Source organism: Paenibacillus sp. J22R67, assembly GCF_059692175.1.
In genome coordinates this window covers 597,822-613,460 of the sequence record NZ_JCAUAX010000004.1, presented here as the reverse complement: position 1 = coordinate 613,460, position 15,639 = coordinate 597,822, and the positions used below count along the sequence as shown (strand labels likewise).

The following is a 15,639-nucleotide window of genomic DNA, read 5'->3' as shown; positions in this document are numbered from 1 at the left end:
TTACTTAATCAATTTAAATGAAAGTGCCTGCAAAACATCCCTGCTATTAGGGCCAACGAAAACAGCAAACTCCCCTGCATCGCTTGTCAAGGACAAGTCGGAATGATGGTAACGAAGCTGCTCCTCCGTCAATAAGAAAGTGACTTCCTGAACCTCACCCGGTTGAAGCTTGATTTTGCGGAAACCTTTCAACTCTTTTAACGGACGAACTACTTCGCCAGCCACATCACGCACATACAGCTGAACAACTTCTTCTCCAGCGACTTTACCCGTGTTTTGAACGGTCACCGTCACCTTAAGCGTTTGATCGAAAGCCATCACATCTGATGAAATCGAAGCGTCGCTGTAAGCGAACGTCGTATAACTCAAGCCGTAACCAAAAGGATAAAGCGGTGCGTTTGGAATGTCTAAGTACTGAGAAACATAACGCACCTGAGCATCAGGAGCTCCCTGTGGGCGTCCTGTATTGAAGTTATTGTAATAGACGGGAACTTGTCCAACGGCAAATGGGAACGACATGGTCAATCTTCCCGATGGATTGCTATCCCCGTACAGAAGGTCCGCGACCGCGGCACCGCCTTCGGTTCCCGGGTACCATGCTTCCAGCACAGCATCCGCTGCATCGTACACGCCGTGAAGATCTAGCGGGCGGCCATTGAATAGTACCGCTACCATTGGCTTGCCGAGGCTTTTCAGCTTAGCAGTCAGCTGGAGCTGAGCATCGGGCAGGCGAATATTAGCTCGACTGCCTGCTTCTCCGCTCATATCCGAGTGCTCGCCGAGGGCTAGCACGATGACATCAGCTTCGCGCGCCGCGCTTAATGCTTCCTCAAGCTGCTTTTCGGTCATGCTCTCAATATCACTGCCTTGAGCCGTAACGATGTGGGACGTTTTTGCTTTCAAGCCATCATACAGTTGCACGGCATCATCTTTTGAACCCAACCACGACCATGGACCAAGGATATCTCCATTTTGAGCAAACGGGCCGATTAACGCTATGTTTTGTTCCTTCTTAAGCGGGAGCACGGATTCGTTTTTCAAGAGGACGCAGGACTTCACAGCCAAATCACGCGCGGCTTGACGATGTTCTGCACTCATGACAATCTCACGTTCGCGGTTGACATCTGCACCACGATACGGATTATCGAACAATCCCAGCTTCTGTTTCAGCTCTAGAATTCGAAGAACAGCTTCGTCGATCAAAACTTCATCTACGTCCCCGCGTTCCACAAGCTGCTTCAAATGATTCTCGTAACAGGTGGTCATCATTTCAATATCGACACCCGCGAGCAGACTTTTGCAGGCTGCTTCAGCTTCGTCGGCAGCCACGCCATGCGGGATCATTTCCTTCACGGCGCCCCAATCAGAGATAACAACACCGTCAAAACCCCATTCTTTGCGGAGCAAATCGCGCATTAACCGCTTGTTGCCTGCTGCTGGAATACCATCTACCGTGTTGAACGCTGTCATCACTAGCTCAGCACCCTCATCCAGCGCTGCTTTATAAGCTGGCAGGTAATATTCCCGCAGTTGACGCTCCGACATGTCGACTGTATTGTAGTCGCGGCCGCCTTCGCCCGCCCCATAGGCTGCGAAATGCTTCACGCAAGCAGCAAGACGCGTAAGATCGTTCTTCAAATCTTTCCCCTGATACCCGCGGACAAAAGCCCTAGCAAACTCTCCGTTCAGGTAAGGATCTTCTCCTGTCGTTTCCATAACGCGTCCCCAGCGAGGATCACGAACCAAATCAACCATTGGTGAGAAAGTAACATGTACGCCGGCAGCAGATGCTTCCGCCGCAGCGATTTCCGCGCTTCGTTCGGCCGCTTCCAAATCCCAGGAGCAGCTGATTGCCAGCGGCACAGGGAATATCGTTTTATAGCCGTGGATAATATCCGCCATGACGAGCAGCGGAATTCCCAGACGGTTCTTTTTCATATGAGCTTCTTGGACGCCAATCGTTTCTATTGCACCCGACAACCCCAGCACGGAGCCCGTATTTTTTACAATGTCATCGTTGATACCCATGGACGCCATTGGGCCAGTAATCTGCCCCTCGGTCCCCGATCCATCGAAGAAAGGAGCGGCCAACTGCAATAGTTGGGATATTTTTTCTTCCAAAGTGAGCTCCTTAAGCAGAGCATTCAATTGTTGATCCGTCATCACGATGCCTCCTTTGGCCTCATTCATTTGATTTCAATCTGGATAAAGGATAGATCGAAACGTTTCGATTCATATTATAAACACTATGAAAAATGACGTCAACCTGTTGAAATAAGCTAATTTCAGTATTATAAACGTTTTTATTGTTTAAAAATAACTAGTTGAAAACGATATCAAGTTGTTTTATAATGACATCGAAACGTTTCTATTGACCAATAGAGAGAATTTATATTATTTTTTATAGTAAATCGAAACGTTTCACAGATTAATAGTATAGCGTATCGTATTTCTATTATTTAGTAGGGATTCCGATTTTATTCCTGAAAATATGCGGTTAAAAAATGTATGTATAGAACTAATATTTTCTTGAATAACCGTGCACCCTATTAAACAAATGAACAACAACTGGGAGGAAAAGGAAATGCGCAAACAAATCACAACAGTATTGGCCGGCACCTTGTTGGTAGCGGGAGTTCTTACAGGATGTGGTTCTAAGAGCAACACACCGCAAAGCTCTGGAAGTCCAGCAACAGGCGGTTCGCAAGTAACACTAAATGTATGGGGAATGGGCGAAGAGGCGAAATCGCTCCCGAAAATCGCAGAAAAATTCATGCAAGACAATCCAAATATCAAAATCAATGTACAAGCCCTGCCTTGGGATACGGCACATGACAAGCTGCTCACTGCTGTTGCATCCAAGAAAGGACCGGATGTTCTTCAAATGGGTACGACCTGGATTCCGGAATTCGCATCTGCCAAAGCCTTGATGGATTTGAAACCGGAACTGAGCAAATATCCTGAATTCGCAGAAGCCAACTTCTATCCAGGAGCGGTCAACACAACCAAACAAGGTGAAACCGTCGTTGGTGTTCCTTGGTATATCGATACTCGTGTTCTTTACTATCGTACTGATCTATTAAAATCCGTAGGCTTTAACGAAGCTCCGAAAACTTGGGACGAGCTGTCCGACGCTGCTAAGAAATTAGCTGCACGCGGTAACGGCAACTACGGAATTAGCATTGATGCAAAAGAGCAATCCCTAGCATTCATGTTCGCACGTCAAAATGGTTCCAAGCTGCTTGACGGTAACAAACCGCTTTTCAACCAACCTGAATTCGTAGGCGCGGTTGATTACTTGAACAGCTTCTTCACAAATGGCTCTGCGCCGAAAGACCTTGGCATGGACATCGTACCAGCCTTCCAAAAAGGGATTGCGCCAATGTTCATCAGCGGACCTTGGATGATCAAGCTGATTAACGACCAAGCTCCTGATATCAAAGACAAATGGGCTACTGCCGTTCTGCCTAAGAAACTAAACAACACCTCTTCCTTAGGGGGCTCGGATCTATCCGTCTTCCAATACACAGAGCATAAAGACGAAGCACTCAAGTTCTTGGCTTATATGAGCAAACCAGAAACACAGCTCGAGTGGCTGAAGCTGACTAATACATTGCCTGCAACGAAGAAAGCTTGGGAAGATCCTGCTCTAACGAACGATGCGAATTACAAAGTAATCGGGGAACAAATGAACGCTTCCGAGCCGATGCCACTGATCAAATCATGGGAAGAAATCGCTCAAAACGTGCTGAAAACTTTTGAAAATATTTATCGTGGTGGTGCCAACGTTCAAACTGAATTGGATGCTTTCAACAAAAAATCCGAATCCATCCTTTCCAAATAATAACCATATGTCTACTAAACAGCTAGCCGGCTTATGCTGGTTAGCTGTTCAATGCTACAAGCACTTCATCCCTCGGAAAGGAGAGGATTTGTCATGAAGGGATCTGCCGCCAAAAGAGCGCCCTATTTCTTTATTGCTCCAACATTGATTTTATTAACCCTGTTCTCTGTGATACCGATCCTGATCGCCTTGGTGATTAGCTTCACGAACATGGACTTAGCCGGGTTAGCCGATTATTCAAATATCAAATTCATTGGCCTGCAAAACTACAAGGACGTACTTTCCGACTCGATTTTTATCAAAGCGATCTTCAATACGTTGTTTTACGTTGTGATCGGGGTTCCACTGGTTATCCTCTGTTCACTTGGCGTCGCAGTACTTATCAATTTCGGAACATCCCGTATTTTCAAAGCGTTCCGAGTCGTCTATTACCTTCCTTCCGTGACCAACGTTGTTGCCGTCGCTGTCGTATGGTTCTACTTATACAATCCGGCATTCGGATTATTAAATTATTTACTCAAATTGGTTCACCTTGGACCTGTTCCTTGGTTGACACACCCTATCGTTGCGAAAATATCGCTGATATTACTAGCGTTGTGGAGAGCCATTGGCCTCAATATGATTATTTTCATTGCCGGTCTGCAAGGGATTCCGAAATCCAATTATGAAGCAGCGGAGCTAGACGGGGCGACCCGTTTGCAGCAAATGTGGTACATTACGATCCCGATGCTGCGTTTCGCCATCTTTTTCGTCTCGATCACAACGATGATTGGTTGGCTGCAGTTTTTCGAGGAGCCTTTCATTATGACCCAAGGCGGTCCCTTGGACAGCACGACATCCGTTGCCCTGTTCATATATCGCAATGGTTTCCAGCTAAGTCACTTCGGTTATGCAGCAGCTGGATCGTTCATTCTGTTCTTCTCCATCATCATCGTGACATTGATACAATTCCGCTTCCAGAACAAGGATACGGATCTTTAATGAGAAAGGGGGCATAATCATGTCTGCAAAATCTGCTTCAAACCAAACCGTAGGCTCGGGATCAAACGATCGGCTGCTACAGTGGTTGGCCGGTATTGTCCTGACTCTGTTCGGACTCATGATGCTGTTGCCATTTATTTGGATGGTTTTGTCTACCTTCAAATCGGAGAGCGAAGTGCTGAGCATCCCGCCAACACTGTGGCCGAACGCTTTTACACTTGCTAATGTGAAAAAGCTGTTCATTAGCATGAACTTCGGTGTTTATCTGGGGAATACACTCAGTATCGTCGTTTTCTCCTTTGTCGGTATGTTTCTAAACGCAATGGCGGGCTTTGGATTTGCCAAATATAATTTCAAAGGGAGCAAAGCGCTATTCTACATCGTGCTTGCGACCATGATGATCCCTGGACAGGTAACCATGATTCCGGTTTATCTCATCCTTAACGCCATGCATCTGACTAACACCATGATCGGCATTGTCTTGCCAGGTCTTGTTGGTGCATTCGGTATCTTCTTGTTCCGACAGTTCATGGTCACCATACCGGACGAATTGCTTGAAGCCGGCCGCATGGAAGGTGCAGGTGAATTCCGTACCTTCCTGCAAATTGTGCTGCCGATCTCGAAGCCGATTCTGTCCGTTCAGGGTATCCTGACATTCATCGCAGGCTGGAACAGCTTCCTCTGGCCCCTGATTATCGCTAACGATGAGAAGCTATACACCTTATCCGTTGGCCTCTCCCTGCTTAAGAGCCAGTCCAACCAAAACTTTGCTTTGCAGATGGCCGGTGCTACCCTGATGGTCGCTCCGATCATTATTATCTTCATCATTTTCCAAAGACACATTATTGAGAATTACACGACTTCAGGCATGAAGTAAGATTTATTTTCAATAAAAAAACTGGAGAGCCTCGTCTGCGGCTTTCCAGTTTTTTTATATCCAAGTAGCTAATCTCGCTTAGCCTGACTCCTCCTCACAACTCCCTATTTCCCTCTCAGCTCTCACCCACCTCTCCCCTATCCCCCACCTCTCCTCCCCCCTCACCCCTCTCGCCGAATTTTAAGTGACTATTTTTCTGCTTATCTGTTCATTTCAGATGACTTTAAAATTAACGCCGATTACTCCAGCTATTTCTCTCAATAAATCCACTTTTGCCCAAAGGCGGCTCAATGGATCGTTCCTTCCCAATAAAAAAAGGAACCGCCGAGCAATTCTCGGCAGTTCCTTTGTAGTTACGCGGACGGGACGGGTAAAATTACATCCGCCCGGACGCTTGAAGCAGAATTTGAAGCACTTTAGCCGCAGCTTCACGCGTCGTGGCATCGGATGGCCCGAAATAGAGCTTGCCTTCTGACTCGAAGCCCTCCATCAATCCGAGATCCGTCACCATTTGGATGCTCTCATTCGCATAGCTGCTAAACTGCGAAGCATCGACATAGGCATGATTGCCGGATTGTTTAGGACCCTGCAAGCCGATGAGCTTAATCGCTCTCGCGAGCATCACCGTCAAATCTTGGCGGGTAATGGTCTCATTCGGCTTGAACTGACTCTCATCAACGCCTGTGACAAGTCCTGCCTTGTACGCTGTCGTCACGTCGTTAGTGAACCAGTCACTGCTTGTCACATCGCTGAAGGGACTAGCTTCCGTTTGCCCTTGCAAACCGAGCGCCCTGACGAGCATCGATGCGAACTGCGCACGCGTCACGTTGACCTTTGGTGAATAAGTATGATCGGACGTGCCGTTCAACAGGAACTTGTCCGCAAGCGATTGAATTTTGTCGCGCGCCCAGGATGTATCGATATCGGTGAACGTCACCTTCCTTACTGCTGCTGCATACGTCGAGAAGCCCGGACGACGTATCGTTACAATGGATGCTCCGTCGCTTGCAGACGAGATTTTGGCAGGAACAGGATAAACATTGCCGTTCTCGAGGTATAACGCACCCGCCGTGCTTGCATCCATACCTTTCTCAATCAGAAAAGATCTTGTGACAACTTGATCGGCCTTCAACTTAAGAGGTTCGGCAACGCCGAGCTTCAAGCTGCTCGCCTCGAAGACATAAGGAGTTCCAAGAATAGAAGCATCTTTCGCTTGCTTCGTGAATTCGGATTTGCTGCCTTCGTCCTTCTTAATTGTGATCACGATGTCCGCGCCCTCAGGCAATTGTTCTAAAGCAGAGAGCGGTAAAGCAATAGAAGCCTCGTTCCAGTTGAAGACAATCGTCCCCTTGAGCCCAGCTTCCTTCAACATCTTCACTTGCATAGCTGTTAATTTCAACTGAGCGGCATTGGCATTATCGGATGCTGCTCCAATAGTTAATGCAATTGAGGTTTGGTTTGCTTGATCCAGTGCTTTTTGCAATTCCGCATCTGCAACAGATACAGACAATTGCGTGCCTACCAAACTCGTGAGCGACGCGATTGAAACACTGGTTTGCCCGTTTGATAGCACCGATGCAGCTACTTCCTTATTGTACGCCGCTCCGCTTGGCTTTACAGGACCTGGACCGGAAATCGGCGGATTATACGGGTCATTCGGTTCATTTGGCGTCGGCGGGTTAGGTACATTTACTTCGGAATCACTGTTCATGTTGAATGTTTTGAATGTTGCTGTTTGGTCTACAAGCTCATAGTTCTCGTTATAGACGGATCCGATGAGAACCATTTTGTAACGACCCTCCGGCAGATACGCAGTCACCTTGTTGCTGGTAAACTCATCAATACCAATGGCATAGGAACCGTCGAATTCCGGAATAATGATATGGGTCGGAAGCGGCTTCAAGACGTCCTTCTCTTTGTCTTGATCAAAAACCTCGGCGACTGTGCCTACCATTTCATTATTCATATCGTAAAGCGCGGCATATAGATGATTGACTTCTTTCGTTGGAAGCATTGCCGTAATGTCGATAGGTGCGCCTTTGGACACCGTTGCGCTGCTAAGCTTCATGTTCTGAATCATGAATTCGTTGCCATCAGACTGGTCGCCTACATGAATGACGAACGGCAGATGAAGGGAAGGTATTCCCTCACTCTCCAGCAGGACCTCACCCTCGTACACGCCTACAGGCGCATTCGGAATCGCCTTCCCGGTGAGCTTGAAATCCAATTGACCGCCCGCAGCCACTGTGATTTTGTTAGCTACGAGTCCTTCGAGCCCCATCATAATTGCGCTGGAGTCCGGCGTAGGAATCGGATGATTCGGTTCAGATGTGACCGACGGATGCATCACAACTTGCGCTTTATACGTAACTGGAGCATCCGACATGTTTTTCACACGAAGCGGCTTCTTCACCTCTTCGGCCCCAGGAAGCAACTTACCAAAGCTCACGCTGCTCGCTTCACTCGGTATAACCGTCGGATTCATCTCATTATCATAAATCGTAATCTCATCCATAGATTCGATGATGGCTGGTGTATCGATCGCGCTCATGACGTCAACACGTCCTGCGCCTTGCGAATATACATCATACAGCGTTCCGTCTTCATTGCTGATTTCGTCCGCCGTATTAGCCAGCGCTGCACGGATGTCGAACGGTGTCCACTCCGGATGCGCTTGCTTGAGCAGAAGGGCAAGTCCCGCCACATGAGGCGCCGCCATGCTCGTGCCGCTCAGTCTCGCATAGGCTCTGTCATAGTTGGCGTCAGGATTCACTTTGCCGTAAGCAGGCACCGACGAGAAGATTTGAACCCCGGGGGCGCTTAAATCCGGCTTAATGCCATAATTACCATCGGAATTAGGTCCTCTGGAGCTGAAATCCGCCATGCGGTCTCCAGCAACGAAGTAAGTATCAAAGTCGTTCTTTATCGTGAATTTCAATATTTGATCCGGATGGGCCATCAGCTCACGAGCTATTGCACGTCCCATCTTACCCGGCATATCGAATGTCGGAACAAAGTCATAGCCGTCGCCGAGGAAACCAACAGGTCCGACCGGGCCATCGCGAGAAGGTATTACCTCGGACAAGTCCGGCTCATAACCTGCCATTGTCTCCTTGCTGTTGCCATTGAAAATGACTGCAGCCTTCGCACCATGCTTGGCCGCTAGCTTCACTTTCTCGTCGAAAGTGAGAAGCCCACGGGAGATGAAGACGATTTTATCAGCCAAGAAGTCAGGGCTAAGGTCATCATAATTGGAATCTGCCCCAAGACCGACATACACGCCTTGAATCGGACCAGCTCCGAACATCTCATTGAACTTTTCTTGACCTGTTGTCCAGCTCATCAAGCTCATATTAGCATCATAGCCAGGTGATGTGGGGTCGCCATAGACAGCCGAGCTAACTGCGCTATAGACAGATCCCGTTACACGACTGCCGTCGCTGGTCGCTGCACCCACGGAGATCGCCAATTGAGAAGATGCCGGTGATCCCATGGAATAATAGTAATGGGCTCCAGTACCGGCATTGCCGTTGGCCACAACAGCCACGACACCTGCCAAGACGGCATTATTCACCGCGATTGCATCTGGCGAGTCTGGGTCCTTTTCCAAATCGCTCCCCAGGGAAAGGTTGATGACATCCATCTTGTCCTCGACAGCATGCTCGATTCCGTCAATGACTTGAGCGGAGGTACCGCCTTCAGGCCCGAGCACTTTGTAGGCATACAACTTTGCCTTGTAGGCTACACCCTTCTGCACACGATCCGATGTTGGATTTGAAGCCCTACCGACGATGGTTCCGGAGACATGCGTACCGTGGTGAGAACCCTCATAGTCATTTACCGGCAAATCCTCGTACGGATCGTCATCTAAATTGATGGCATCATACCCGCCTTCTTCATAAGCACTAGCGAGATCAGGATGCAAGTAATCTACACCGGTATCAATGACACCAACTTTCAGGCCTTCGCCTGTTAACCCGCGTTCCCATGCCTTCAGGACACCGATTTGTTCGAGCGGAACCGTATCGAAATTAGGTGTTCCATCCGCAGCTAAGTAGCTGTCGTGCTCTTCAATCGGATAATACATCACGTTTTTATGAATGGACTTCACGCCAGGAAGCTTGGCCAGCTGCGGGATCTGGTCCGCGCGAATAGTGATCTCCATCCCATTCAGGACGGTGTTGAACCGGCGGTCAATCGTGAATGTAATGCTGCTCCTCTGCGCGCTGCTTACGAACGCATCTTGCTCGGATTGCACAGTAATCTCGCTTGCTTGTGCGGCCAATGTCTTGTAGCCAAGCTTGGCAGCATACTGCCCGACGGCTGACGGCTGGCCACTCAGTTGGACGATAACTTTGATCTCTTCCGTGGAAGTCGTATTAATGTCTTCGGCAACATGTGCCTGTTCCGGAGCCCTATTTACTCCAACGTCTGACCCAGCTTCCTTCAACAGACGGGTGATTGATTGCAAACCTTCCTTGGTTATGAAGGTCGTCTTGTCTCGCGGAGCGGCATGTGCGGTAGGCAAGCTCGTCGTGACGAGACTCCCAGCCAGCACCGAGATCATCGCGAGCGACAGCGATTTATTGAGTAGTGATCGTTTCACGTTCAGGTACCCCATTTCGGATCAGATTATAAGCTTCCTCGCAGGCTAGCGTAAGTTCAGGACATCCAAACCGTCGATCGTAACAATGCTATTGCTCGACTTGGCATTGGCTTCTCCTGCATGCACGATCTTGATTTTGTGCACACTATTTGATAACTCGCCTGACATAAAAACAGGCACCCGATAACGTAAACTCTCGCTGTACAAATCAATTGGGACCGGCGTCACCGATGCACCGTCGATATAAATAGTTACTTTTCCGCGGTTGTTGCCTGTCGTGGACCACAGTGTGACCTTTGTGCCCGTGAACGTGAATTCGGCAGAGCTGTCTGGCGTCGTCGTGTAAGTCTGCACACCGTCAGGATAATTAGCACCGTACCGGCTCGCCCAAGGTCCTACGTAATTGGCCGCTGCATGAGTCGGTGAGATTAACCCTGATAAAATGAAGGTATCCACGTTACTACTCTTCTTTTGCTCTCCGCCTCCTGAGGATCGAATGAGAACATCGTGATGCCCATTAGGCAGTACAGTTTTATACAGCGACTGCTTCGACTGAGGCGTCTTGCTGTACAAATCGGTATAACCTACAATGATTCCGTCAATCCAAACTTCTCCAATACCTTGCATGTCGTTCTTCGTGCCGATCCATTCAAACATGTTGCCTCTAAAACCGAATTGGACATAACCGTCCCCCGTAAGCTGCTGAATAGTTCCTTTGGAGTAGGATGGGCTCGTAAGCGATGTCCAGTTTCCGTCGTAACTAAGCGAAGGGTCTTCGTCTTCGATCGATCCTGACGCATTACTGTTCTGCACGTTCAAGGTATAATTACCTGCACCTGCTACCGCGTAGACATTGATGTAATAGGTGCCTGCCGTAGTGGCTCGGTACGTTATGGATTCGGCAGACTTGCCTGCGGTTTCGGAAAATGCGACCGCGCCTTCCTTGCTTTGTACTGTTTTAGCAGAAGAATCGTATAAAATGAGATCGAAATCTGTTTCCGCTGCGCCAGTAAGAGAGAATGTTGCTTCTTCTCCGGCATTCAGCTCAACCGAATAAACATGATTCGGATCGTTCACCTGATCGAGCCTGCCGTTAACAGATGAATCTAGCAACGACATACCAGGGATGTCCTTATTCCATAGTGCGCGATAAGCGCTTATTAGTTTACCGCTCACCGTATTCCCTTTTAGATCACTGAGCGTTTTGCCGCTGTTCACGACGCGCTGCTTGATATCTAATGCACCCATAGCTGGGTTCTGACTTTGTACGAGCGCAGCTACACCAGCGGTATAGGCAGCGGCGTACAGCGTTCCTTGAGAGTAGGAGTAATTACCGTTGCTGTTCTTCAGATTGACTTTGGTCATCTCGGGTTTATTGCTGATGACAGTGTCGTAAAACAGCGAGAAATCCATTAATCGATAAGTTTGATTGTCATAAATGGTGTCAGGAACTCCCCAACCTTTGAATATGTACCCGCCTTCCTTGACGAGCTTAATTCCTAGGACGTCAAGTACGAACTTAGAATTTAGACTTTGGTCAATTAAATCTTGGCCTGTTAGCATCAAATGACCGCCATCTGTGAGATAACGAGTCAAGTTGGCTTGATCGACATCCGTTAACAGCTTACTGTCGTTCACAGCCATAGCCGTGCCCGAGAACCAAACGACGACATTGTACGTCTTCAGCTGCTCAATTGGCGGGCCATCAAAGGTCTCATCCGCTGTTTCAAAAGTTTCGTAAGTATAACCGGCCGTCTCAAGCAGCCCTTTATATACGGCAAAAGGATCACTTTCGTACATGGGACCCATTTCTCCACCGCTACGGCGGCTGTCGTTCACGAGTAGGATCTTCGGTTCGACTCCGGCAACCGGCTTGAGATAGTCCATGGCGCGATTAAACATATCTTGTCGCTGACCCGCAGTTTCCGGTGTATCGATCGGAATTTCTTCAAATCCGATGCCGTTGTAATACGCTTTATAGACGCCGTTATCGATCTGAGCTGCATAACCGGCATTCACGTCAGGCGACGTCGAAATAATGAGTTCGGATGGTGCAGCCACATCGACGGAGGCTTGTCCACGCGCAGCGCCCAGAGACAGATTCCCGAGAACATTAACGCCTGTGACCGACAGCATGTTTGAACTTGGGTATGCAGCTGGGTATACAGGTCTAACATCTGCATTCAAAACATCTCCTGCGGTTTCACCAGCCGGAGCCACAAATAACATGCCAGATGCGTTAATAGCGTCTTCAATTATCTTGCTTCTGTAGGTATACACGATCCCGAGTGTGGCTATCTTGGCGCCGTTCGCTTCGGCATAGTGGATGCCATTCACAACATCTGTGAAGTATCCGCCTCCTTCGGAAGCTACCTTGATCGGCATGACTTTAACATTAGGCGCAACGCCAGCAATGCCTTCGTCATTGTTCATTTTGGCTGCAATTTGACCGGCAACCGTCGTGCCATATACATCGTTGAGTCCGTCGATCGTATCGAACAAGGTGTTGTCACCGTGCGCGAAATCCCACCCGTTCACATCATCGACAAGTCCATTGCCATCATCGTCGATGTCGTTATCCGGGATTTCCTTCTCGTTCGTCCAAATTTGGCCGACCAAGTCGGGGACGTCCGTTTTCACTCCCGTGCCGATAACTGCGACGGTCACGTCTTTACTGCCCTTGGTTATCTGCCAGGCTTCCGGCAGATCCATGTCTATATCAGGCGTGCCCCCAGGCACCACACCACCATTCAGTTCTTGACCGGTGTTGTGCAGAGCCCACTGCTCATGAAAAAGCGGGTCATTCGGCAATGGTGGCGAATCGTCACCCGTGTCCGCAGCCGAAGCTGCAGCGCTGCTCGTCTGCTGGGCCGGACGGAACGTTTGTGGATTCAATGCGGTGGAAACCTTGTAGTCGGGTTCCGCATAGAGCACGTTCGGGTCCTTGAGAAGTTCTTGAATAACGCCAGGAACATCGACTCCAGCCGCAAGCTTCAGCAGTTTCGTATTGGGAACCGTTAGCGGGCTGGTGCCTATTACTTGATTGGACAGTGTTTCTGCAAACGCAGAAGCCGGTTCCGATCGGTACTTGACGATGACGCGATCGGCGGCATACTCCTGCTTGTCAGCTAGTGAGCTTGCGAATGCGGGCTGTAGGGCGGAAGCCTGCAGCGAGGTATTCATGTGCGAATCAACGGAAATCGTTGGGTCAAGGGGTACTTGTCCTTCCGTCCATTGACTTTTTCTAATCGGATCGTTTTGCTGGGGTTGCATGGCTAAAGATGGCGTCACAACTCCAAATAGCAGCATCGATGAAAGAAGAGCGGAAGCCATGTTCTTACTTTTCCTGGTCAAGTCTTGTCACTTCCTTCACGTATTTAGTTAAATGCCAAAATGAAAGCGCTTTAAAAATAATACCGATCTACTAGTAAGTAAGTAGCACATCCTTAATTTCACACTTCTCTCACGCAGCCTAAAAGAAACGATCTAGATATTTTACCTGATACGCCCCCTTTCTTCCTGTGTTCTTCCACCATACCTACGGTCATATGATCGGCCTTTGAGCCTTGTCTACACGCCATGGACGGTTGGATGAGCGAACTGGAAAATATGTTATTAAACCTAACACATCTCTTCCAAATTCTGAGATTATTATATAGTTGCTCAAACTGAAGAGTCAATAGGTTTAATTCCTTATAATTTTTCGAGCTTTTGTGCAAAAATACCAACGCAACATGGCCATGATTCTATAAAATAAGAATTATCTAAATAATTTTAAAAAGGATGCAACCTTTTCTTTCAGTCATCCGTTTATGATCTTGTAAGAGAAACAAACAAACTATATGAGGTGAACCTTATGAAAAAAGTACTCAAAATGATAACTCTATCAGCAGCAACTGCTGTATTTTCTTTAACTCTTGTAGGACAAAGCTTCGCAGCTGCGTCAAGCTTTACGGATTTGGATAAAGTGGCAGCAAAGGACAAAATTATTGCCCTGCAACAAAGTGGCATTGTATCTGGAATCACGACGGAGTTGTTTGCTCCTCAAGCAGCAATGTCAGAAGCGCAAGGCGTTCAACTGCTCGTAAATGCATTCAAGCTCAATTTAGATTTGGTGAAATTCGTGAAAGAGCCAAAAGCAACTGATTATTTTGTAAAAGCAAATAATGATTCTTGGTATGCCAATGCGCTTATCACTGCTGCCGTCAACAATGTTGAGCTTCCAAAAGATTTAGATCCGAATGCAACTTTGACTCGCGAACAGTTCACGCATCAGCTTATTCGCGCTATTGAAACATTTGGCAAGCTGCCTCTGATTAATCCAGTTGTTGTTGATATTAGCGACAACGACCAAATTAATGTTGAATATTCAGGCTCAATCCAACGTGCAATTAACTACGGCGTGATCAAACTAGGTGCAGATGGCAAATTGAATCCAAAAGCTGAAATCACTCGTGCTGATGCTGCAGAAGAAATTTTCAACGCCATTGAATACTTAAAAGCTCACCAAGCACCATCGGCTCCGACTGAAGTCCTTACTGCAACAGACAGTGTGAAACTGATCACTGAGACTCTTGGGCTCGTTGATACAGACATTAAAATCAAAATTGACCCGAACGCCAAAGTGACGCGTGAGTCATTCACAAATCTGCTCGTTCAAACGCTTCAAACAAGCGGTAAACTGCCTATGATTAAAGTAGTTCCTGTGGATATTAAAGATAATGACCAGATCGACATCTTAAATACAGGTGCTATTCAAACAGCGATTGCCATTGGTGCCGTTCAATTAAATGCAGATGGTAAGTTCGATCCGAAAGCTGAGATTACGCGCGCTGATGCAACTCAAATCGCAAATAACGTTGTTGATTATTTGAAATCTCACCAAGTACATTCAGATCCAGGTGCATCCATTTCGGCAACGGAAGGCGCAAAACTGATTACTGAAACCCTTGGACTCGTTGGCGCAGACATTAACATCAAGATTGACCCGAACGCCAAAGTGACGCGTGAATCTTTCACGAATCTGCTCGTTCAGACGCTTCAAACAAGCGGTAAACTGCCTATGATTAAAGTAGTTCCTGTGGATATTAAAGACAATGACCAGATCGATATTTTAAATTCAGGTGCTATTCAAACAGCGATCGCTCTTGATATTGTTGAATTAAATGCAGATGGTACATTCAATCCAAAAGCTGAAATTAGCCGTGTTGATGCAACTCAAATTACCAAAAATGCCGTTGATGCTGTCAATAAATTGACGACTAATAAATAAGATATATGCCCCAATGAAGAGAGAGGACGAGTTTATCGCCTCTCTTTTCTTGCAATAAA

Annotated in this window: 7 protein-coding genes; 4 read left to right on the top strand and 3 right to left on the bottom strand. The window is 47.7% G+C overall.

The genetic code is table 11. From position 1 onward, the window contains the following. Positions 1-2,163 carry a beta-glucosidase BglX gene (gene bglX / locus AC58VC_RS18985; protein ID WP_497370391.1) on the bottom strand — a complete coding sequence of 721 codons (2,163 nt, stop codon included), beginning with the start codon at positions 2,161-2,163 and terminating at the stop codon, positions 1-3. Positions 2,164-2,584: 421 nt separating this feature from the next. Here bglX and AC58VC_RS18980 point away from each other — a divergent pair, with 421 nt between their 5' ends. From AC58VC_RS18980 to AC58VC_RS18970, 3 genes are all read left to right on the top strand, one after another. Beyond that, a complete protein-coding gene (locus AC58VC_RS18980; RefSeq protein ID WP_497370390.1) occupies positions 2,585-3,844 on the top strand; it encodes a sugar ABC transporter substrate-binding protein in 1,260 nt (419 codons plus the stop codon). A gap of 93 nt (positions 3,845-3,937) precedes the next feature. After that, positions 3,938-4,825, top strand: a complete 888-nt coding sequence (locus AC58VC_RS18975) for a carbohydrate ABC transporter permease (RefSeq protein ID WP_497370389.1) — start codon at positions 3,938-3,940, stop codon at positions 4,823-4,825. A gap of 19 nt (positions 4,826-4,844) precedes the next feature. Next, positions 4,845-5,702: a carbohydrate ABC transporter permease gene (locus AC58VC_RS18970; protein ID WP_497370388.1), complete on the top strand. Its 858-nt coding sequence runs from the start codon at positions 4,845-4,847 to the stop codon at positions 5,700-5,702. Positions 5,703-6,078: 376 nt separating this feature from the next. Here AC58VC_RS18970 and AC58VC_RS18965 read toward each other — a convergent pair whose 3' ends face one another. Next, complete coding sequence (locus tag AC58VC_RS18965) at positions 6,079-10,308, bottom strand: S8 family serine peptidase (RefSeq protein ID WP_497370386.1); 4,230 nt, start codon at positions 10,306-10,308, stop codon at positions 6,079-6,081. A 45-nt stretch (positions 10,309-10,353) separates the two neighbouring features. Beyond that, positions 10,354-13,662, bottom strand: coding sequence for a S8 family serine peptidase (locus AC58VC_RS18960; protein ID WP_497370385.1), 3,309 nt, complete (start codon positions 13,660-13,662; stop codon positions 10,354-10,356). A gap of 502 nt (positions 13,663-14,164) precedes the next feature. Between AC58VC_RS18960 and AC58VC_RS18955 the strand changes: the two genes are divergently transcribed. Further along, complete coding sequence (locus AC58VC_RS18955) at positions 14,165-15,580, top strand: S-layer homology domain-containing protein (protein ID WP_497370384.1); 1,416 nt, start codon at positions 14,165-14,167, stop codon at positions 15,578-15,580. The last annotated feature ends 59 nt before the right edge of the window (positions 15,581-15,639 follow it).